The organism is Algibacter marinivivus, assembly GCF_003143755.1.
In the GTDB taxonomy this organism is placed as follows: Bacteria; Bacteroidota; Bacteroidia; order Flavobacteriales; family Flavobacteriaceae; genus Algibacter_B; species Algibacter_B marinivivus.
The window spans coordinates 190,079-211,566 of sequence record NZ_QFRI01000002.1 but is presented as its reverse complement, the minus strand read 5'-3'; the positions used below and the strand labels follow the sequence as shown (position 1 = coordinate 211,566).

The window sequence follows — 21,488 nt, the reverse complement described above, 5'->3', positions numbered from 1 at the left end:
ATTTATGAAACTCTAATTGCTTTTTGTCGATTTTATTTACATTTGATAAGATTTTGATAATTGAATTTTGATTTTAAAACCAGGATTTAAATCGAAAAACGATAAAATTCACAGTATTTCTTGTTTTTAATGAAGACTTTTTATTCAAATGAGTTTTAGTTTGAATATATATTAAGGACGTCTTTTTTTAATTTTCATTTAAATAAATCCATTCCTGGAATATTTGGCATGCCCTCTTTTGCAACTGCTCCTAATTCTGCTTCATTAACTTTTGTTGCTTTTTCTATGGCTTTGTTTAAAGTGATTATTAGATAGTCTTCTAGTTGTTCTTTGTCTTGAAGAAGTTCAGTATCAATTTCAATAGCTTTTATAGTTCTGTTTGCTGTTAATGTAATTTTAAGTTTGCTATCGTTACTTGCCTCATCAATTAAAACAGTATCTAAACGTTTTTTAGTTTCTTCAACTTTTTTTTGGGTTTCTTTTAGCTTTCCCATCATATTCATCATATCTCCAAACATAATTTTAAATTTAATTATTACAATACAAAGCTATTTAATTTTTCTATTTTTGAAGGCTTAAATTTTAAGAATAAATACACTTTAATTGAAAACAACTTCCTCAATACCAAAAGCTAAACAAGTTTTTAAAGAATTAAAAATTCATAACGATGTTAGAATAGATAACTATTACTGGTTAAATGATAGAGAAAATGCAGAGGTAATAGATTATTTAAATGCTGAAAACGCTCATACAAAGCAAATGATGCAGCATACTGAAAGTTTTCAGAAAGTATTATTCGAAGAAATGAAGGGAAGAATTAAAGAAGATGATACTTCTGTGCCATATAAATTAAATGGCTATTGGTATTTAACTAAATATAAATCAGGAAAAGATTATCCAATTTATGTTCGTAAAAAAGAAACATTAGATGCAGAAGAAGAAATATTATTTGATTGTAATGAACTAGCAAAAAATCATTCATATTTTAATTTGGGTGGTATTTCAATAAGTCCTGATAATACACTAGCAGCTTTTTCAACAGATACTGTTAGTAGAAGACAGTATACTGTCCAAATAAAAAATTTAGTTACAGGAGAAATTTATTCAGATAAAATATTAAATACAACTGGAAGTGCTACTTGGGCAAATGATAACAAAACGTTGTTTTATGCTATGAAGGACGAAGTTACATTGCGTTCTCATAAAATATTTAAGCATAAATTGCATTCTAAACCTAATGCTGATGAAGAGGTTTATCATGAAGAAGATGAGACCTTTAACACTTTTGTGTATAAATCTAAATCCAAGAAATACCTTATAATTGGATCTTCGAGTACATTATCTTCTGAGTATCGTATTTTAAAAGCTGATTCACCTGATGGAAATTTTAAAGTTTTTCAAGAAAGAACTCAAGACTTAGAATACAACATTGCGCATTATAATGATAGCTTCTATATTGTTTCTAATATAGATGAATCTACAAACTTTAAAGTTTCAAAAACTCAAGAGAATAGTACTTCTAAAGAAAATTGGAAAGATGTTATAGCGCATAGAAAATCTGTTTTAATTGAAGATATTGAGATATTTAAAGACTATTTGGTAGTTAATGAACGTGAAAACGGATTAAACCGACTTAGAATTATAAGTTGGGATGGAAGTGATGACTATTATTTGCTATTTGATTCTGAGACATATACAACCTTTATAGGAAACAATCCAGATTTTGAAAGTGAGTGGTTACGTTATGGTTACAACTCATTAACGTCACCAAGTTCAATTATTGATTACAACCTAAAAACCAAACAAAGTGAGGTTAAGAAGGAGCAGGAGGTACTTGGAGGAAAATTTTTAAAAGAAAATTATGAATCTAAGCGTATTTGGGCAATTGCTAGAGATGGAGTAAAAGTTCCCATATCATTAGTTTATAAAAAAGGAATCAAACTAGATGGCTCTAATCCATTACTTCAATATGCTTATGGTTCTTACGGATCAACCGTAGACCCATCATTTTCTAGTATTCGTTTAAGTTTATTGGATAGAGGTTTTATTTACGCAATTTCTCATATAAGAGGTGGAGAGTATTTAGGACGTGAATGGTATGAGAATGGAAAGCTTTTAACTAAAACAAACACATTTACAGATTTTATTGATTGTTCAAAGTATTTAATTGAGCAAAAGTACACATCAAATCAGCATTTATATGCCTATGGAGGTTCGGCAGGAGGCTTGCTTATGGGTGCTATTATTAATATGAACCCAGAACTCTATAAAGGTATTCTGGCAGCAGTTCCATTTGTTGACGTGGTTACTACAATGTTAGATGATTCTATCCCTTTAACCACTGGTGAGTATGATGAATGGGGTAACCCAAACGAGATTATGTATTATAAATACATGAAATCGTATTCACCTTATGATAATGTAGAAGCTAAAGATTATCCAAATATGCTTGTTACAACAGGTTTACACGATTCTCAAGTACAATATTGGGAGCCTGCGAAATGGGTAGCAAAATTAAGAGAATTAAAGACAGACTCTAATAAATTATTGCTTCATACTGATATGGATTCTGGTCATGGTGGTGCTTCAGGGCGTTTTGAAAGTTTAAAAGAAGTTGCTCTTGAATATGCGTTTTTACTAGATTTGGAAGGAATTCATGGTTAATAAAAAAAAATGTTTTATTTTTGTGCGGTTTAAATCATGATTATATTTGATATAATCATTGGTTTATAAAAAGCTTATATGAAACACAGAAATCAAGTATTTGATAATGTATTAGATTTAGTAGGCAATACTCCGCTTGTTAAACTTAATAGAATAGCTTCTAAGTTTAAAGGAGATTTTTACGCAAAAGTAGAATCTTTTAATCCTGGGCACTCATCCAAAGATAGAATAGCACTTTATATAATTGAAGAAGCCGAAAGAAAAGGTATTCTTTCTCCTGGTGATACTATTATTGAAACTACTTCTGGTAATACGGGATTTAGTATTGCTATGGTAAGTATCATTAAAGGATATGATTGTGTTTTAGCTGTAAGTTCTAAATCATCTCCGGATAAGATAGATATGCTCAAAACAATGGGGGCAAAGGTTTATGTTTGTCCAGCTCATGTTAGTGCAGATGATCCAAGATCTTATTATGAAGTAGCTAAGCGACTACATAGCGAAATTAAAGGCTCAGTTTATATAAATCAGTATTTCAATCAATTAAACATTGATGCACATTATAAATCTACCGGACCTGAAATTTGGGAACAAACTAAAGGTAAAATAACACATTTGGTAGCTTGTAGTGGTACTGGTGGTACTATTTCTGGTACAGCTAAATATTTAAAAGAGCAAAACCCAGATATTAAAGTTATTGGTGTTGATGCTTTTGGATCTGTTATAAAAAAATATCATGAAACGAGAGAGTTTGATGAAAAAGAAATATATCCATACAGAATTGAAGGTTTAGGAAAAAACTTAATACCTACAGCTACAGATTTTGATGTTATTGATGAGTTTGTTAAAGTTACAGATGAAGATAGTGCTCATACTGCTAGATTAATTGCAAAAACTGAAGGTATGTTTGTAGGGTACACTTCTGGCGCTGTTACTCAGGCTTTGTTGCAACTTGGAGATGAAGGAAGGTTTAAAAAAGATGACTATGTAGTTGTTATATATCCAGATCATGGAGCAAGGTATATGAGTAAAGTCTATAGTGATAAATGGATGAACGATCAAGGTTTCTTTGATAGTATAAATGAAGCTGCTGCTGAAAACATACAATACATAAAATAATACTATAAAACTCAATATAATAGAGGTGAAATTTGACTTTGTGGTTAAAATTTTACCTCTTTTTTTGTTTTGTTGATAATAGAGCATTAAAAATTATGTTCAAACCAGATAAATATTTAATTTTGCACCAAACTAACTAAAAATTAAGAGCTTCTTCAAATCCTCAAAAAGGATGTGAGTTAATTTCCTGAAAAGCATTTCCAACTTTAGTTATGTCTTAAATTAATAGCAATAAGATTATTATATAAATGAAAGATTTATTCGAAAAAATTTATAAAGATAAAGGACCTTTAGGTAAATGGGCTTCCCAAGCCGAAGGTTACTTTGTGTTTCCTAAGTTAGAAGGAGAGATTTCTAATCGCATGAAATTTCAAGGAAAGGATGTTATTACGTGGAGTATTAATGATTATTTAGGGCTTGCAAATCACCCAGAAGTTCGTAAAGTTGATGCTGAAGCTGCAGCTAAATACGGCTCTGCTTATCCAATGGGAGCAAGAATGATGTCTGGTCATACAGACTTACATGAAAAGCTTCAAAATGAATTAGCAGATTTTGTTAGTAAAGAAGCATCTTATCTTTTAAATTTTGGTTACCAAGGTATGGTGTCTACAATTGATGCTTTGGTTGCTAAGGATGATATTATTGTTTACGATGTTGATGCTCACGCATGTATTATTGATGGTGTACGTTTACATATGGGTAAACGTTTTACATATAAGCATAATGACGTTGAAAGTTTAGAAAAAAACTTAGAGCGTGCCACAAAAATGGCAGAACAAACCGGAGGAGGAATTCTTGTTATTTCTGAAGGTGTTTTTGGAATGCGAGGAGAACAAGGACGTTTAAAAGAAATTGTTGAGCTTAAGAAGGAATTTAATTTCAGATTATTTGTCGATGATGCTCATGGTTTTGGAACTTTAGGAGCAACTGGAGCAGGAGCAGGAGAAGAGCAAGGTGTTCAAGATGATATTGATGTGTATTTTGCAACATTTGCTAAATCCATGGCAAGTACTGGCGCTTTTATTGCTGGAGATAAAGAAATAATTGATTATTTAAAATACAACTTACGTTCTCAAATGTTTGCAAAATCTTTGCAAATGCAACTTGTAGTTGGAGCGCTTAAGCGTTTAGAGATGCTTAAAACAATGCCTGAATTAAAGAAAAATTTATGGACAGTTGTTGATGCATTACAATCAGGATTAAAATCTCGTGGGTTTGATATTGGTACAACTCAAAGTTGTGTAACTCCAGTATACTTAAAAGGTAGTATTCCAGAAGCTATGGCTTTAGTGAAAGACTTACGTGAAAATTATGGAATATTCTGTTCTATAGTGGTTTATCCTGTAATACCTAAAGGGTTAATTTTACTAAGAATGATTCCTACTGCTACACATACTCTACAAGATGTTGAAGAAACTCTAGATGCTTTTGATGCAATTAGAGCGCGTTTAGATAACGGAACATACAAGCGCTTATCAGCAGCTTTAATGGCGGCTATGGGCGAATAAAAATATTACTATTTGATATAAAAAATCCGATTCAATTTTGAATCGGATTTTTTTATGCTATATTCTTTCTAAATGTTTTTCTACGCTTATATACTTCTGGGGAGAAGTGCTTCCATATTTTATGGATAGCTTCGTTGTCTTCAAGCTCAGGTGTTCTATAACACGTTTCAATCCCTTTTTCTTTAAATGTTTCGTAGTATTCGTTAAATATTACGGCATGGACACCTTTATTTTGATAATCTGGATGAATACCTATTAAATAAAAGATAACATCCTTACTGTTCTTTTTTGCATTTATAATATGCCTAAATTCAAATGGAAATAATTTACCATTCATTTTTTGTAAAGCCTTTGCAAATGCTGGCATTACAATAGCAAAACCTACCATATTATCATCTTTATCAACTACAAATTTGATGTATTCAGGGTTTACAAAGCTGATAAACTTTTTTTTGAAATATTCTTTTTGAACATCATTAATAGCAACAAAAGATGAGAGGGAAGCGTAACTCTCATTAAACAAGTCAAACATTTTATCTGCATAAGGCATAACCTCTTCCGTCTTAGTTAGCTTTAAAGGGGTTAGATGATAGCGTCTTTTAATAAGTTCTTGTGCTTTTTTGAAAAACTCTGGTTTTACATTTTCAAAAGGAAATTTACTTTCAGAATATGATTTTTCCACTTGATAACCTGCGGATTCATAATGTTTTACATAATAAGCATGATTATACCAAGTTATCATTGGGGCTATAGATTCAAATCCTTCTGTCATAACACCAACCTTGTCTAAGTTTGAAAAACCAACCGGACCTTCACTATACTCTAAGTTGTGTGATTTACCTATTTTTTCAACTTCATTTAGTAGAGTTTGTGAAACTTCAAAATCATCAATAAAATCAAACCATCCAAAGCGCATTTTTTTTTGACTTTGTTCTTTTACCTCAAGCCAATTAACTATACATGCAATTCTTCCTACTATTTCTCCATTTTTATAGGCAAGAAAGAGTCTAGCATCTGCATCATTAAATACTGGATTTTCTTTTTTACTAAATGTTTTTATTTCTTGATTTATGATAGGAGGAACCCAATATTTAGAATCTTTGTAGAGTTTAAAAGGAAACTTTACGAAGTTTTTTAGGTCTTTTTTGGTTTGTACTTCTTTAAGTTTAATCATTGGCTATTGCTTGCAATTTGATTAGTTTTATTAATCAAAATCGATATCTTTCTTTTTTTGTTTGTTGTTTTTTTTACCTGTAACGTCTTCGTTTTTCTTCTTCTTTTTCTTTTTATTCTTTCCTTTTTTGTTAGCTCTTCTTTCACCTTCATCTTCAGCTGAAGTTCCGTTATCTATTTCTTTGTCTTTGTGAAAATCTAATCTGTAAGAAGCTCCAAGATTCACGCTAAAAACAGAAGGCGTGTCTTTAGTGTTAAATGTAATTGCTGTGTCTAATTGAAAATCTTTCCCCATTAAATATGCGCCACCAAATCTAAAAAGATTGTCTGCATAAAAATCACTTTGTATACCTTGTGTTTCTCCAAAAATAACCCACTTAGGGCTGAAAGAATGTGTTAAGGTTAAGATGTATTGAAAATCTGATTGATCTGTACCTATCCTGTCTTTAATTAAGTTCATTACAAAAACCCAACCGCCAGCAAAATTGTTTTGTGTAGCAATCATTACTTTTGGACTCAGTCCTTCAATGCCTGTAAACGTGTAAGGATTAGGCTTTGTGTCATAATTAGCACCAACATATACTGAAACAGCTGGAATTAAAGATTTCCATTTAAACTGTCTATTAGCTTTCCAACTGTAAAGATTTGGCTTGTCTTCTTCTGCATTCTTGTAAGGGTCAAAAACCAGATATTTTGCTCCAATAGCTAAAAACTTGAAATTAGCTCTATTTTCTTCAGAAGAAAAATTTGATGAGAAGGTTTTTGTGTCATTTTGATAGTTTCCCTCTATGTTTAATTCAAGTTCTTCTAGTAGTAATCCGTAGCGTAATGCAAAGTCAACTCCAAATCCTGATACTTCGTAAGCTGCTGCGGGTGTACGTTCTTCTTTTATAATATAAGGGCCTACTTCAAGTTGCGCAACATTAGTACCAACTGAAAATGCGCTTCTAGACACACCGGGTCTGTTAGAGTTTATAACATCAGTGTATTGGCAAAAGACTTGAGTAGTTGTTAAAGTTAATAGTAAAAACAAAATAGATTTAAATGGGGTCATAATCATAAGTTTAATTAGTTCTTCAATAAAACATACTGAAGGCTTTTTCAAATATAGATATTTTATGCTTTTTTTATCATTCTTCAACGTTTTTTAAGCCAATAGAATTGTATTTTTGTTAATATTATTAATAAAAATTAAAAAATGGGTTTATTAAAAACCATACTTATAATAGCATTAGTATACTACGGAATTAAAGTACTTTCAAGAATTTTTGCTCCTTTTCTGATTAAATTCGCAGCAAAAAAAGCGGAACAACGTTTTGGTGAACAGTTTGGTCAATTTGGTAGCCAACATAGGAAAGAAGCTCCAAAAAAAGAGGGTGAAGTTACTATTGATAAAATTCCAAACACAAAAGCTTCAAATAAAGATGTTGGGGATTATGTAGATTACGAAGAAATTGATTAATTTCCGAAATCATTTTTCTTAAAACTGTTTCATGCAATTTTCAATTAAAAAATTATTACCTCACGTATTAGTTTTACTAGGTTTTATAATAATTTCTTTAGCTTATTTTAATCCTGTTTTAAAAGGGAAAGCGATATACCAACACGATATTGTGCAGTATATTGGTATGAGTAAGCAGCAAAAGGATTTTAAAGCTGAAACAGGAGAAGAGACCTATTGGACTAACAGTGCGTTTGGAGGCATGCCAACCTATCAATTAGGAGCACGTTATCCACACAATTACGTTAAAAAACTTGATTCAGCTTTACGCTTTTTACCAAGACCTGCAGATTATCTATTTCTCTATTTATTAAGTTTTTACTTTTTTTTATTAGTGCTTAAGGTAGATTTAAAATTGGCTGCTCTTGGTGCATTGGCCTTTGGGTTTTCAACTTATTTAATAATCATACTTGGTGTAGGCCATAATAGTAAAGCACATGCTATTGCTTATATGCCCTTGGTTTTAAGTGGAATTCTATTGGTTTTTCAGAAGCGGTATATTATTGGGTTTTTACTTACTACGGTGGCTATGGGACTTGAATTAGTGGCTAATCATTTCCAAATGACCTACTATCTCATGTTTTTAGTTATTGTTTTAGGAATAGCCTATTTCATTGATGCATATAGAAAACAGATGCTCCCGCATTATTTTAAGTCTATTGGTGTTTTGGTAGTAGCTGTAATTTTATCAATAGCTTTAAATGCAACTAATTTTTTAGCTACAAATGAATACGTTAAAGAGAGTAAGAGAGGTAAAAGCGAACTTACTATAAACCCTGATGGTACTCCAAAAGAAGTTACTGATGGTTTAGATAGAGAGTATATTACACAGTATAGCTATGGTATATTGGAAACCTTTAACTTATTTATACCTCGATTTACTGGAGGTGGTAATGCTGAAAATGTAGGTAAAGAGTCTGCTACTTATGAAGCCTACAGGAAATTAGGTGCAACCACAACACAAGCAGCTCAAGAAGCAAAACGTGCGCCAACCTATTGGGGAAAACAGCCTATTGTAGAAGCGCCTGCTTATGTTGGAGCGGTTATTTTATTCTTATTTGTTTTTGCTTTGCTTTTGGTTAAAGGACGATTGAAATGGTGGCTCTTGGGTGGGACAATTTTGTCGTTATTACTGTCTTACGGAAAGAACTTAGGTTTTTTAACCGATTTTTTTATTGATTATGTGCCATTATATAACAAGTTTAGAGCAGTAAGCTCTTTCCAAGTTATTTTAGAATTATGTATTCCAGCTTTAGCTATTTTCGGGTTAGTAAGACTTTTTAATGATTTTGAACAGAAAGAAGATAAGCTTAATGCGCTGAAATATTCAACAATCATCACTGGTGGTATAGCATTAGTCTTCCTTCTTTTTAAGAGCTCTTTATTTGATTTTGTTGGTGTTAATGACGGGTTTTACCGCCAAAATTATGGACAGGACTTTGTTGATGCTTTAAAAACAGATAGAAAATCAATATTCACTCAAGATACTATCCGGACTTTAGTTTTAGTGCTATTATCTGCTGGAGTTATCTATTTCTTTTTGAAAGAAAAACTAAAAGAAAAATGGCTTATTGTGGCTTTTGCTGCTTTAATCTTATTCGATTTAGTTGGTGTTGATAGACGTTATGTTAATAACGATGATTTTGTTTCTGGTGCGAAAATGAGCAAACCTTTTCAAGCAAGCGATGTTGATAAGTATATTTTAAATGATAAGAGTCATTATCGTGTTTATGATTTGATTTCTGGACCCTCAAAACCATCGTATTATCATAATTCTTTAAATGGCTACAATGCAGCAGAGTTAAGACGTTATAGTGAAGTGTATAATTTCTATGTTACTCAAAACAATATCAATGTATTGAATATGTTGAATACAAAATATATTGTAGCTCAAGATGAAAAAGGAAATCCGTTTCCTTATGAAAATGAAAGCGCCAATGGAAATGCTTGGTTTGTAAAGTCTTTAGAAGAAGTAAATACTGCTGATGCTGAAATAAAAGCTTTAGATAGTCTAGATTCTGCTAATAAGGCAATTTTTATGAAGCCTTTATTTTCTAAGTCTAATTTAAAGAGTAGTTATAAGGTTGATTCACTTGCAACAATAAAACTTACAGAAGTTAAACCTAACTATTTAAAATACAAATCAAACAATACTAAAGATGGATTTGCGGTCTTTTCAGAGATTTACTATCCAAAAGGTTGGAAAACGTTTATAAATGGTAAAGAAACCAATCATATACGAGTTAATTATATTTTAAGAGGCATGCAAATTCCAGCAGGGAATCACACTATAGAATTTAAATTTGATCCAGATGTTGTTAAAACAGGTATTAAAATATCTTTAGCGAGTTCTATTTTATTAGGATTATTAGTGATTGGTGGATTGTTTTATGAGTTCAAAAGAAAGGATGAATAAAAAAAAAGTACTCATCATAACGTATTATTGGCCACCAGCAGGAGGTCCTGGAGTACAACGCTGGTTAAAATTTGTAAAGTATTTGCCAGAATTTGATGTTGAGCCCATTGTTTTTGTTCCTAAAAACCCTAATTACCCTATTGTAGATGATAGTTTAGTGTCTGAAGTTTCAAAAGATGTTACTATTATTAATCATCCAATAAATGAGCCCTATAAATGGGCTGGATTCTTTTCAAATAAATCGTCAAAAACCATAAGTAAAGGTATTATTGCAGATGAAAAAGAGCAATCTCTTATTGAAAAATTGATGCTTTATATTCGAGGAAATTTTTTTATTCCTGATGCCAGAGTAGGTTGGGTAAAACCTTCGGTGTCTTTTCTTATAGATTATATTAAAAAAGAAAGCATTGAAAAAATTATTACTACAGGTCCGCCACACAGTGTGCATTTGATTGGGCTACAATTAAAGCAGAAACTAGGTGTAAAGTGGCTAGTGGATTTTAGAGACCCATGGACAACCATTGGTTATCATAAACAACTTAAATTAACTTCAGCTTCAAAAGCAAAACATAAATCACTTGAAAAGCAAGTTTTAAATACTTCCGATCAAATTATAGTTACAAGTTCTGTAACTAAAACTGAGTTTCAAAATATTACTAATAAGCCAATTGAAGTTATTACAAACGGTTATGATAATGAATCTACTGTAGATTTTGAAATGGATTCTAAGTTCACATTATCGCATATAGGTTCTTTATTATCAAAACGAAATCCAGAAATACTTTGGCGAGTTTTGAATGAATTGGTGAATGAAAATGTTGATTTCTCAAAAGATTTTCAGCTTAATCTTATTGGTTCAGTAAGTAAAAATGTATTGAAATCACTTAAATATTATGATTTAAGTGATTATATAAATGAATTAGGTTATATTTCACATAAAGAGGCAATTAAATACCAGAAAAAGTCACAATTACTTTTGCTTATTGAGATAGATTCTGAAGATACCAAATGCATTATTCCTGGAAAATTATTTGAGTACATGGTTTCAAATAGACCAATGGTTGCTATTGGACCAAATGGTTCTGATGTTGAAAAAATCATCAAAGAAACCAATACGGGACACTATTTTAATTACTCAGATTACGAATCGTTAAAAAGAATTATCTTAGAACATTATAAAGCGTTTCAAAATAACACTTTGCAATCACACCCAATAGGCTTGCAAAAATATCACAGAAAAGCACTTACAAAATCTCTAGCTAACTTAATCTAATGGGAGTCGTAGCGTCACAATCCTTTAAAAACATTATTTCTACCTATTTAGGGTTTTTTATAGGCGCTATTAATACTTTATTTCTTTACACAGAATTTTTAAGCGATTCTTATTATGGAATGGTAGGATATATGTTATCTCTGGCTTATGTAATTATGCCTTTGATGGCTTTTGGCATGCATAATACGTTAGTGAAATTCTATTCTACTTTTAAAACTAGAGTATCTTTAAATAGTTTTTTGACGCTTATGCTGGTGTTGCCTTTTTGTATCATAATACCTTTGATATTAATTATTTACGTAAGCCATGATACGTTTGCAAGCTTTCTATCAAAGAAGAATGAAATTATAAAGGGTTATTTATGGCACACAGTAATTATTGCTATAGCTTTAGCGTATTTTGAGGTGTTTTTTGCTTGGGCAAAAGTGCAAATGCAAACCGTTTTTGGAAATTTTATGAAAGAAGTGTTTCATAGGGTAGGAACCATGACATTACTGTTTTTGCTGTATTTTAAAGCTATAGATCTAGAGCAATTTATGATTGGTTTGGTGGTAGTATATGTTTTGAGGATGTTAGTGATGAGTGTTTATGCGTTTAGTGTTAAGTTGCCAGTAATTATTTTTAAACGTGTTCCAGGATTAAAGAGTATATTAAAATATTCTTTTTTAATTATTATAGCAGGTTCTATAGCTACAATTCTTTTAGATGTGGATAAAGTTATGCTTGGTTATTATATTGATATTAAAGAGATTGCATATTATAATGTGGCCATTTTTATAGCAACAGTAATTGCAGTGCCACAACGTTCTATGCATCAAATTTTATTACCATTATCTGCAAAATTCCTTAATGAAAAGGATTTTGATGCTTTAGAAGATTTATACAAACGAAGCTCTTTAAATTTATTTATTGTTGGTGGTTTTATCTTTTTATTGATTGTGTTAAATATAAATCAGTTATACCTTGTTATTCCTAAAGAGTTTAGTGGCGGATTAATTGTGGTGTTCTTAATAAGCATGTCAAAGCTTTACGACAATGCAATGGGTAGTAATAACGCCATTTTATTTAATAGCGATTATTACCGAATAGTACTTGTTTTAGGGGTATTCTTAGTAATCATCATGATACTCTTAAACATTATTTTTATACCAATTTTAGGAATCAATGGAGCTGGTATAGCAACATTTATAGCTATTTTTCTGTATAATACCATTAAGCTATTCTTTGTTTATAAGAAGTTTAAAATCTTTCCTTTTACAAGTTCTACTTTAAAAATAGTAGTACTCTTATTAATTAGTTTGTTGCTCTTTTATTTTTGGGAATTTCCGTTTAACCCAATAATTAATATTGCTTTAAAGTCTTTGCTTGTTGCAATACTTTATGTTTATGTAGTATATAGGTATAATTTTTCTGAAGATATATCAATACTTATAAAGAAGTATTTGAAACTGAAATAGGAATTAATTGAAAACGAAAAACCCCACGATGTTGCTTTGAGGCGAACTACTCGTAGGGCTTTCCAAACTAACCAACCAAAATTTTTATGATCGTCTTCTTGTAGATGTCGATCTTGTATTTTTACTAGAACTACTTCTACTTTGTGTTGCTCTTGGTGTTCTAGTTTGTGTAGACCTTGAAACGGTGCGTTGTTGCGTTGTTCTTGGTTTACTAACTGTTCTACGTTGAGCTACTTGCGTATTTCTAGTATTATTACTGCTTCTTTTATATGTACGAGTATTTGTGCTTTTTGGTTTTTGAACCGTTCTAGTTTTTTGTTCACGTTTTACCTCATTAGCTCTTGTACTCGTTCTATTATTAGTTCTATTAACGCTTTCACGTGTTCTTCTAGTATTATTTACTTGAGAATTATTTTCAGAATTAGATCTTCTTGAAACTGTATTTTCTCTTCTAGTAACTTCTCTATTAACATTAGGAGATGCTGCTCTTCTTGTATTTTTATTAACTGAGCTGTTATTAAGTCTAGAATTTGTGTTATTACTTGCAACAGATCTTCTTGTAGAAGTAGCACGTCTATTTACTTGCGTAACATTTCTTTTGCTTCTATTTACAGTTGCATAACTTCTATTTCTGTTTATTGTGTTACCTCTTCTAGTTGCAATAGCAGTTCTAGGTCTATAGTTGTTATAAAACGGTCTTCTATATGTATAGCGAACTGGGTTGTAAAATTGTCTATAAGGCCTATTATACACTACACAGTAATCGTAAGCTGGTATGCTATAAAAACGGTGCCAAGGTCTGTAAACATAACCTCTGTTAAATACGTTTATAAAACCTGTGTAATGTGAATACACGTTGTTTCTATAATAAACATTCAACCCACCAATACGGTTTATATAACCAAAGTTGTTATAATATATATTTACGTTGCCAACTTGATTTACACGTCCGTAAAAATCATAAAAAATGGGAATATTTTCTATTTGGATAATAGCTCCAAACTCATCATACTGTACATAAGCGCTATAATCAAAACCAGAGTTAAAACTAATATTTGTATTTCGAGTATTAATATTAACACCTATTCGAGAGTTACCTCTTAAAATATTAAAATCAAATTGACCATCTCTGAAAACAGAAAATTCAATACCATCTTCTACAAATATGAAAGAATTGCTATAGCCTCCATAATATGTAGCTGTAGAATTTAATTCTGCGTTGTTTGTGTCTGCATTAACAGTAAATCCTGCTAGGAGTAAACTTGCTAATAAAAATGCTATCTTTTTCATAATTGTAAATTTTAAGGGTTACGATTATGTATTTACAAACAGCGTGCCAAAAAATATAGAGTTGGTCTAAAGCCTTGTTTTTATTGAAGAAATAATTGAACTTCCATTTGAGTGTAAAAGATTAATTTGATTTTTACAAGAAAAACAATCGAATTTCGTTTAGGTATAAATCTTCTGTATCACATTGTCTATATTTAAAAGAATATTATCCTTTTTAATAGTATTATTCAGTTTGTTAAATTTAACTGCGCAGCAAAGTCAGGGTATAAAACTGAGAATAGAACCTGGAGTACTTTTACTTTCTAATACTGAAAATTTAGAATTATTATTTAATGTTGAGCCTAAAATTGAAATTTCAGATAATAAAACTATCGGAATGCGATTTGGGGTAGCATTAAATGCTCTGAGGTTTAAAAATATTAGTAATAATTTCTTTATTGATAATGAATCTGATAATGCAATTATTTCGTTTACACCAACTTTTGACTATTATCTAAATAATGAAAAATATAGCCCTTATTTAGGTTTGGGAATAGGATATTATATATTTAGTTATGTTGATGCTATTCGCAGAAACGGATCTGGAGACGTATTGGAAGGCAACATGAAAAATAAAATTGGTATACTTTTAAGAGGAGGTTTTGAGTCGGGAAAAACAAGAGTTGGGTTAGAATATAATTTTATACCAAAAACTGATATTGAAATACCAAACGGAGAAGTAATAGGAGAAGTTGATAGTGCCTATTTTGGAGTATCAGTTGGATTTACCATATAAGCACACTTGATTTAAGGATAATAAAAACCTCAAAGCTATTATAACTTTGAGGTTTTAGTTTTTGACTAATTACTAATTTCAAAAATTATCTTTTATATTTTTTGTTCTTCTTGTGTTTTTTCACTTTACCATTTTGCTTATAGTAGTAATAGCTGTCATCGTATACACCATCGTCGTTGTTGTACCAGTCATTATTATTGTCAAACCAGTCATCGTCATGGTTGTTATGGTTGCCATGTCTGTGTCCATAACCGTTACCTCTGTTTTTTCTAAAATCATGTGTTACACCACAAGAATTCACACCACAAAAATTGCAATAGTCGTTATAAAAACGGTTTACTTGACCGCGAGTATATTTAATTTCTCCCCATCTGTTGTATTCAACTTGCAAACCGCCAACTCTTGATAGTTGAGAATGTCTTCCTCTTTCATATCTCATAAAAATTGATCCTGCACGAGTAATTCTACCATATCTATCGTAATTTAGATATACATTCCCAATGCGCCTTACTGTTCCGTCTCTATCGCGAGATATTGAAACGCCTCTATTTGGGTAACGAGAAGAACTGTATTTGATTCTTGAATTTGGTCCTCGATAAGACACATTTACATTACTTCTTCTAGAATTACTTCTGTAGTAAACATCATCATAATATCCATTATTAATATTGGTGTTAAAATCGAAACTTCCGTCAGGAAAAATTATAAACTCAACACCACGCTCAATGAACATAATGGGTTGTGCATAGCGATAATTTGTTTTTTTATCTAATTTTATTTTTGATTTGGTGTGGTTTAATTCAGTTGCGGATGCAGTTGTTAATCCTATCAACAAACTTGCAAATACTAGTAATACTCTTTTCATAATCTTAGGATTTTCATTTTGCCTACTCTTTAGCTTTTCGGCTTTCGCTATTGTTTATTAGTTTTCAATTTACGTGCCAAAGATGTAAGTGGTTGTCTTTCAGTTTTATAATAATCTGCTTGTGTGAAATCTTTTTTATATTTTTATGAGACCAATCATTTTAAATGAAAAAGCAAAAGGAAACTTGTAAAAATTGCGAAAAGCAGTTTAAAGATAGTTTTAAGTTTTGTCCACATTGCGGGCAACAGGCAAAAGATGAACTTACTGTAAAAGTGTTATTTTATAACACCATTAGCAATTATTTTTCTTTTGATGCGCGCTTTTTTAAGAGTTTTATTCCTTTGTTAATTAAGCCAGGGTATTTAGCAAGTAAGTTTATTGAAGGTAAGCGTCTGTTGTATTTACATCCCGCACAAATGTATTTGTTTATAGCTGTGGTGTTTTTCTTTTTGTTTTCATTTATTCAACGCAGTCAAGTACAAACTTTGGATGAAAAATTAGCTCAAACTTTAAAAAAAGAAACTGTAGTTGATACGATAACTGATAAAGGTGTTAAAGATTCGATTAATGCTGCTCAATTAATTCAAAAAAAGGAAGACGACTCTATTGCTAGAGCAGAAATCAGAAAAGCTTTGGAAGACAACAAATTTATTCATGGATTATCTGAGGAGCAAATGGATTCTTTAGTTAATGCAGAAGATTTTAGAAAAAATGATATGACAAGTTTTGATTTTAACACTAAATCTGTTGATTCATTAATTGATTTAGGAGCTTCAGATGATAGACTTTATAAAGAAATGGGAATGGATGAAGATGCTGGTTTAATAAAAAGACAACTTTATAAACAATCACTAAAATTTTATAAATCAAGGAAGGGTGGAAGTATCCTGCAAACATTTTATGACACCATACCTATTGCCATGTTTTTTCTCTTGCCAATCTTTGCGTTTTTATTAAAGCTATTTTACAGAAAAAGTGGCTTGTATGCGCATCATTTGGTGTTCAGTTTTTATTATTTTTCGTTTCTATTTACCGTGTTTAGTCTAATTATAGGAATTAACTTTATTGTAGATATCCATGATTCTATTGATTGGCTAGTAGCATTTTCAACGTTTTTCTACTTGTTTTTAGCACTTAGACGTTTTTATCAGCAAGGGAAGTTTAAAACTTTTATAAAAGCTAGTGTAGTGTCCTTTTTGTTTTTATTGTTTGTGGCGCCTTTAACAGCATTTATATTGGGAATGTTTGCGTTTCTGTTTTATTGATTTTTGAAGTTTATTATTTGATTTGAACGGTGATTTTTCGTTAAGTGTTTGATTTTTAGTATATTGAAAGGTATTAATCCTAAAAACAACCAAATTATGAAAAATTTCATTACCCTTATTTCATTTTGTTTTGCCGCTATTTTATTAAGTTCCTGTGCCGCTTTAGGTTTTGGTTATGTTGGTAACTCAGATGTTTTTGATTATCCAAGGTCGTCCTCAACATCTGTTGTTGCTTCTAAATCTGCTACTGCTGCAAAATCTGAAGCAGTAACCACCAGTAATTTAAATAATAGTAAAAATAGAACCAACAGGTCTGGTTTCTATTTAGGCGTATTTTTTACTGATATTAATTTAAGTGAGAAGTTTGAATTACAGCCTGAGCTAAATTTTTTAGCAATTAAAGATGATTTAAATCAACTTCAGGCCCCTATTTTAGCTAAGTATGAAGTTGCAGACAAGTTAAATCTTGTAGCAGGACCAAATCTTGGTTTCTTATTAGATGCACCTGATGGTATTAAATCATTTAATATTGGCTTTGATTTGGGTGCTACTTATGATATTACTGAAAAAATTCTTGTTTCTGCTAGATATAATAAAGGCTTAAGTAACTTACAAGAAAACAGTGTTGGAGGAAGTTCAGTAAAACTTAATAACATCCAAATAGGAGTGGGTTATAAGTTTAATTAGAATGTCTTAGATATGATTTTAAAAAGAGAGGTAGTTATTCTACTTCTCTTTTTTATTTGAGCCAGCATGCCAAATTGGAATATTTAAAAACTCACTGAGCCATTTAGCATCTTGAATAATGCCTTTGAGATTGCCATGGTCTATTACGTTTAAGCGTGTAGCGTCATCTAAAACTATATTTAATTCATAGCTTTTATAAGTATGGTCATCACCTTTTACAATTTCTCCAATAATTTGTAAAGCACAAATTCTTGAAAGTGCTATGTTATTTTTTGATTTTTCGACTTTATTTCTGTAAAAACCTTTATAATACCTATTAATTGACTTATCAAATACTATTGGTTTAAAGAATTCCCGAAGTAAAAAAAAGACTGCTACAGAGAAGATAGAAGCGATAATAACAGTAAAAATATTGTCATATAGAAAATTGAAATTCCTATTTTCTGAATAATTATAAATCCCAATACTTAAAAATATAGCAGGAACTAATGAGAAAGCACCACAAAATAAAGCATAACCTGTAGTAGGTTTAAACTGAAGTCTGTTACTTGAAACTTCAACTAGTACATTGGTGTCAAAATTTGAACCTCCCTTTACAAGAGGTTTAATAGCAATTTTTTCTTTTAAATTCTTTAATTCTTCCTCAGACAAGATTTATAATTTTTCTACTAAATATTTTCCCGTTTCAGAAGCTTTTACTTTTATAATGTCTTCTGGGGTTCCAGAAGCAACAAGATTACCGCCTTTTTCACCTCCAGTTGGCCCTAAGTCTATAATATAATCAGCACATTTTATTAAATCTATATTATGTTCAACTACTATAATAGAATGCCCTTTTTCAATTAGCGCATTAAAAGACTTTAATAGTTTTTGAATATCATGAAAATGTAGTCCGGTTGTTGGTTCATCAAAAATAAAAAGTGCCTTTTCCTTATTATTTCCTTTTCCTAAAAATGATGCTAGTTTTATACGTTGCGCTTCACCGCCAGAAAGGGTTGAGGAACTTTGACCTAGGGTAACATAGCCTAATCCAACATCTTGTAATGGTTGGAGTTTGTTTTTAATTTTAGCCTGCTCAGTTTCTTCAAAAAAAGCAATAGCATCATCTATTGTTGAGTTGAGAATATCGTCTATGTTTTTGCCTGAAAAAGTGACTTCTAATACTTCTTTTTTAAAGCGTTTGCCTTTGCAGGTTTCACATTCTAGATGCACATCAGCCATAAATTGCATCTCTATAGTTACTTGACCTTCACCTTTACAAGTTTCACAGCGACCACCATCTACATTGAAAGAAAAATGTTTTGCTTGGTAGTTTCTGATTTTACTCAGTTTTTGTTTTGAAAACAACGCACGAATATCATCATAGGCCTTTATATAGGTTACAGGATTGGATCTAGAAGATCTCCCAATTGGATTTTGGTCTACAAACTCTATATGATTGATATTGCTAAAATTGCCTTCTAGTGATGAGAATTGCCCTGGTTTATCTCCAAAATCTGTTAGCTTTTTTTGTAGTGCTGGAAATAATATTTTCTTAACTAATGTGCTTTTCCCGCTTCCTGAAACACCAGTAACAATAGTTAGCATACCCAATGGGAAACTAACATCAATATTTTTTAAATTGTTTTCTCGTGCACCAATAATATCTACATGATACTTTGAAGTTCTTCTTATTTTTGGAATTTCAATTTTTAAATCTTCGTTTAAGTATTTAGCAGTTAAGGATTCTGAGGCTAAAATATCAGTAAAAGTACCTTCTGCAACTACATGACCTCCAAAAGTACCTGCTTCTGGACCAATATCTATAATGGTATCTGCGGCTTTCATAATATCCTCATCATGTTCTACAACAATAACTGTGTTTCCTAAATTGCGTAGTGATTTTAAAACAGATATTAAACGCTCTGTATCTTTTGGGTGTAAGCCAATGCTAGGTTCGTCTAATATATACATAGAACCTACTAAGCTACTTCCAAGAGACGTTGCTAGGTTAATACGTTGACTTTCTCCTCCTGATAAGGTATTTGATTTTCTGTTAAGCGTTAAATAGTCTAAACCAACATTGGATAAAAAAGATAATCTATTGTTAATTTCCTTTAATAAGCGGTTTGCTATTTGTGTATCGTAATCGTTTAATTCAAGTTGTTTAAAAAAGTTGTTAAGCTTATCTAGAGGCATTTCTACCAAATCGGTTAGAGTAGATTCAGCTATTTTTACATAATTAGTTTCAACTCGTAAGCGTTTGCCATTACAAGTTTTGCATTTAGTTTTTCCGCGGTAACGCGAAAGCATAACACGATTTTGGATTTTGTATGCTTTTGATTCTAATTCAGAAAAAAATGAATTTAAACCTTCAAAATGTTTATTACCTGTCCAAACTAATTTTTTTTGAGCTTCTGTTAACTCAAAATATGGTTTATGAATAGGAAAATCAAATTTGTGAGAGTTATTAACTAATTGGTCTTTGTACCAACTCATGCTTTCTCCACGCCAAGGAAAAATAGCGCTGTCATAAACTGAAAGACCTGTGTTAGGAATAACTAAATCTTCGTCTATTCCTATTATGTCACCATAACCTTCACATTTAGGGCAAGCACCATAAGGATTGTTGAAACTGAATAAATGAACGTTTGGCTCTAAAAAGGTAATACCATCTAATTCAAAGTTATTACTAAAATGACGCTGTTTGTTGTTGCTTAGAGTTTCTATGAGGCATTCTCCTTTACCCTCAAAGAATGCAGTTTGAGCTGCGTCTGCTAGTCTATTAAAAAAATCTTCATCATTTTTGGTTATAATTCGGTCTACAACTAATAAAATAGTATCCTTTTTAGAGAATGATGTTGCTTCATCAATTCTTAAAACATCTTTATTAACTTTTATTCTGGCGTACCCTTGTTGTTGAAGTGTTTTTAGTTTGTCTTCAATAGTACGTCCTTCTTCTAAATAAATAGGGGCAAGGAGTAGCATTTTTTCACCATCAGCAAATGTTTTTATGTAATTAATAACATCTGAAACGATATCTTTTTTAACTTCTAACCCAGAGACTGGGGAATAGGTTTTTCCAATTCTTGCAAATAATAGCTTTAAGTAGTCGTAAATTTCTGTAGTTGTTCCGACTGTTGATCGAGGATTTGTTGAATTTACTTTTTGTTCAATAGCTATTGCAGGGGCAATGCCTTTAATGTAATCAACTTTTGGTTTGTTTAATCTTCCTAGAAATTGGCGAGCATAACTTGATAAGCTTTCTACATAGCGTCTTTGTCCTTCAGCATAAAGCGTGTCAAAAGCCAAACTTGACTTGCCAGATCCAGATAACCCAGTAATAACTACTAACTTGTTTCTAGGGATTACAACATCAATATTTTTAAGATTATGCAGTTTTGCACCTTTTATTATGATGTTTTCTTTAGGATTTACTTCAGAAATAGTAGTGTTCATAGGTTTTTTAAGAGAATAATCTAGCAAAGATAAGACAACTAATCGAGGTTTTGAAAT

General features: G+C 31.1%; 17 protein-coding genes. 10 read left to right on the top strand and 7 right to left on the bottom strand.

Going from position 1 to position 21,488, the window contains the following annotated elements; all coding sequences use genetic code 11:
• Positions 1-194: 194 nt before the first annotated feature.
• Positions 195-518 carry a YbaB/EbfC family nucleoid-associated protein gene (locus DIS18_RS09320; protein ID WP_109352811.1) on the bottom strand — a complete coding sequence of 108 codons (324 nt, stop codon included), beginning with the start codon at positions 516-518 and terminating at the stop codon, positions 195-197.
• Positions 519-603: 85 nt separating this feature from the next.
• Here DIS18_RS09320 and DIS18_RS09315 point away from each other — a divergent pair, with 85 nt between their 5' ends.
• From DIS18_RS09315 to capB, 3 genes are all read left to right on the top strand, one after another.
• Complete coding sequence (locus DIS18_RS09315; RefSeq protein ID WP_109352810.1) at positions 604-2,664, top strand: S9 family peptidase; 2,061 nt, start codon at positions 604-606, stop codon at positions 2,662-2,664.
• 78 nt (positions 2,665-2,742) lie between these two features.
• Complete coding sequence (gene capA, locus DIS18_RS09310) at positions 2,743-3,783, top strand: cysteate synthase (protein WP_109352809.1); 1,041 nt, start codon at positions 2,743-2,745, stop codon at positions 3,781-3,783.
• A gap of 248 nt (positions 3,784-4,031) precedes the next feature.
• Complete coding sequence (capB, locus tag DIS18_RS09305; protein ID WP_109352808.1) at positions 4,032-5,291, top strand: cysteate-C-fatty acyltransferase; 1,260 nt, start codon at positions 4,032-4,034, stop codon at positions 5,289-5,291.
• Positions 5,292-5,343: 52 nt separating this feature from the next.
• Here capB and DIS18_RS09300 read toward each other — a convergent pair whose 3' ends face one another.
• Together DIS18_RS09300 and DIS18_RS09295 are read right to left on the bottom strand one after the other, a co-directional pair.
• Positions 5,344-6,465, bottom strand: coding sequence for a GTP cyclohydrolase (locus DIS18_RS09300; protein ID WP_109352807.1), 1,122 nt, complete (start codon positions 6,463-6,465; stop codon positions 5,344-5,346).
• A 30-nt stretch (positions 6,466-6,495) separates the two neighbouring features.
• Positions 6,496-7,518: a transporter gene (locus DIS18_RS09295; protein ID WP_109352806.1), complete on the bottom strand. Its 1,023-nt coding sequence runs from the start codon at positions 7,516-7,518 to the stop codon at positions 6,496-6,498.
• 144 nt (positions 7,519-7,662) lie between these two features.
• Between DIS18_RS09295 and DIS18_RS09290 the strand changes: the two genes are divergently transcribed.
• Genes DIS18_RS09290 through DIS18_RS09275 form a run of 4 tightly spaced genes read left to right on the top strand, consistent with a single transcriptional unit; the run spans position 7,663 to position 13,111 of the window.
• The gene (locus DIS18_RS09290; protein WP_109352805.1) at positions 7,663-7,926 is read left to right on the top strand and encodes a DUF4834 family protein; all 264 of its coding nucleotides are present in this window, start codon (positions 7,663-7,665) and stop codon (positions 7,924-7,926) included.
• 31 nt (positions 7,927-7,957) lie between these two features.
• A complete protein-coding gene (locus DIS18_RS09285; RefSeq protein ID WP_109352804.1) occupies positions 7,958-10,381 on the top strand; it encodes a YfhO family protein in 2,424 nt (807 codons plus the stop codon).
• Positions 10,374-11,654, top strand: coding sequence for a glycosyltransferase (locus DIS18_RS09280; protein ID WP_181364025.1), 1,281 nt, complete (start codon positions 10,374-10,376; stop codon positions 11,652-11,654). Before DIS18_RS09285 ends, DIS18_RS09280 begins: the two co-directional genes overlap by 8 nt.
• Positions 11,654-13,111 (top strand): lipopolysaccharide biosynthesis protein, encoded by a 1,458-nt coding sequence (locus DIS18_RS09275; protein WP_109352802.1) that lies wholly within the window; start codon positions 11,654-11,656, stop codon positions 13,109-13,111. Before DIS18_RS09280 ends, DIS18_RS09275 begins: the two co-directional genes overlap by 1 nt.
• A gap of 84 nt (positions 13,112-13,195) precedes the next feature.
• On the opposite strand, the gene DIS18_RS09270 is transcribed toward DIS18_RS09275, so the two are convergent.
• The gene (locus DIS18_RS09270; protein WP_109352801.1) at positions 13,196-14,401 is read right to left on the bottom strand and encodes a hypothetical protein; all 1,206 of its coding nucleotides are present in this window, start codon (positions 14,399-14,401) and stop codon (positions 13,196-13,198) included.
• Between the two features lie 232 nt (positions 14,402-14,633).
• On the opposite strand from DIS18_RS09270, the gene DIS18_RS09265 reads away from it, so the two are divergent.
• The gene (locus DIS18_RS09265; protein ID WP_109352800.1) at positions 14,634-15,176 is read left to right on the top strand and encodes a hypothetical protein; all 543 of its coding nucleotides are present in this window, start codon (positions 14,634-14,636) and stop codon (positions 15,174-15,176) included.
• Positions 15,177-15,261: 85 nt separating this feature from the next.
• Here the strand turns inward: DIS18_RS09265 and DIS18_RS09260 are convergent, their stop codons facing one another.
• On the bottom strand, positions 15,262-16,041 hold the full coding sequence (locus tag DIS18_RS09260; protein WP_146191816.1) for a hypothetical protein: 780 nt from the start codon (positions 16,039-16,041) through the stop codon (positions 15,262-15,264).
• Positions 16,042-16,205: 164 nt separating this feature from the next.
• Between DIS18_RS09260 and DIS18_RS09255 the strand changes: the two genes are divergently transcribed.
• Together DIS18_RS09255 and DIS18_RS09250 are read left to right on the top strand one after the other, a co-directional pair.
• Positions 16,206-17,306, top strand: coding sequence for a DUF3667 domain-containing protein (locus DIS18_RS09255; RefSeq protein ID WP_109352798.1), 1,101 nt, complete (start codon positions 16,206-16,208; stop codon positions 17,304-17,306).
• A 96-nt stretch (positions 17,307-17,402) separates the two neighbouring features.
• A complete protein-coding gene (locus tag DIS18_RS09250; RefSeq protein WP_146191815.1) occupies positions 17,403-17,993 on the top strand; it encodes an outer membrane beta-barrel protein in 591 nt (196 codons plus the stop codon).
• A gap of 39 nt (positions 17,994-18,032) precedes the next feature.
• On the opposite strand, the gene DIS18_RS09245 is transcribed toward DIS18_RS09250, so the two are convergent.
• Together DIS18_RS09245 and uvrA are read right to left on the bottom strand one after the other, a co-directional pair.
• Positions 18,033-18,644 (bottom strand): hypothetical protein, encoded by a 612-nt coding sequence (locus tag DIS18_RS09245; RefSeq protein ID WP_109352796.1) that lies wholly within the window; start codon positions 18,642-18,644, stop codon positions 18,033-18,035.
• 3 nt (positions 18,645-18,647) lie between these two features.
• Entirely contained in the window at positions 18,648-21,431 is a 2,784-nt protein-coding gene (gene uvrA, locus DIS18_RS09240; RefSeq protein WP_109352795.1) for an excinuclease ABC subunit UvrA, read from the bottom strand.
• Positions 21,432-21,488 lie beyond the last annotated feature (57 nt).

Excerpts from the sequence above, each read along its gene's own strand:
- capB (WP_109352808.1), top strand. The coding sequence starts at position 4,032 with ATGAAAGATTTATTCGAAAAAATTTATAAAGATAAAGGACCTTTAGGT.
- uvrA (WP_109352795.1), bottom strand. The coding sequence starts at position 21,431 with ATGAACACTACTATTTCTGAAGTAAATCCTAAAGAAAACATCATAATA.
- DIS18_RS09300 (WP_109352807.1), bottom strand. The coding sequence starts at position 6,465 with ATGATTAAACTTAAAGAAGTACAAACCAAAAAAGACCTAAAAAACTTC.
- DIS18_RS09270 (WP_109352801.1), bottom strand. The coding sequence starts at position 14,401 with ATGAAAAAGATAGCATTTTTATTAGCAAGTTTACTCCTAGCAGGATTT.
- DIS18_RS09255 (WP_109352798.1), top strand. The coding sequence starts at position 16,206 with ATGAAAAAGCAAAAGGAAACTTGTAAAAATTGCGAAAAGCAGTTTAAA.
- DIS18_RS09280 (WP_181364025.1), top strand. The coding sequence starts at position 10,374 with ATGAATAAAAAAAAAGTACTCATCATAACGTATTATTGGCCACCAGCA.
- DIS18_RS09250 (WP_146191815.1), top strand. The coding sequence starts at position 17,403 with ATGAAAAATTTCATTACCCTTATTTCATTTTGTTTTGCCGCTATTTTA.
- DIS18_RS09290 (WP_109352805.1), top strand. The coding sequence starts at position 7,663 with ATGGGTTTATTAAAAACCATACTTATAATAGCATTAGTATACTACGGA.
- DIS18_RS09320 (WP_109352811.1), bottom strand. The coding sequence starts at position 518 with ATGTTTGGAGATATGATGAATATGATGGGAAAGCTAAAAGAAACCCAA.
- DIS18_RS09275 (WP_109352802.1), top strand. The coding sequence starts at position 11,654 with ATGGGAGTCGTAGCGTCACAATCCTTTAAAAACATTATTTCTACCTAT.
- DIS18_RS09285 (WP_109352804.1), top strand. The coding sequence starts at position 7,958 with ATGCAATTTTCAATTAAAAAATTATTACCTCACGTATTAGTTTTACTA.
- DIS18_RS09260 (WP_146191816.1), bottom strand. The coding sequence starts at position 16,041 with ATGAAAAGAGTATTACTAGTATTTGCAAGTTTGTTGATAGGATTAACA.
- capA (WP_109352809.1), top strand. The coding sequence starts at position 2,743 with ATGAAACACAGAAATCAAGTATTTGATAATGTATTAGATTTAGTAGGC.
- DIS18_RS09295 (WP_109352806.1), bottom strand. The coding sequence starts at position 7,518 with ATGACCCCATTTAAATCTATTTTGTTTTTACTATTAACTTTAACAACT.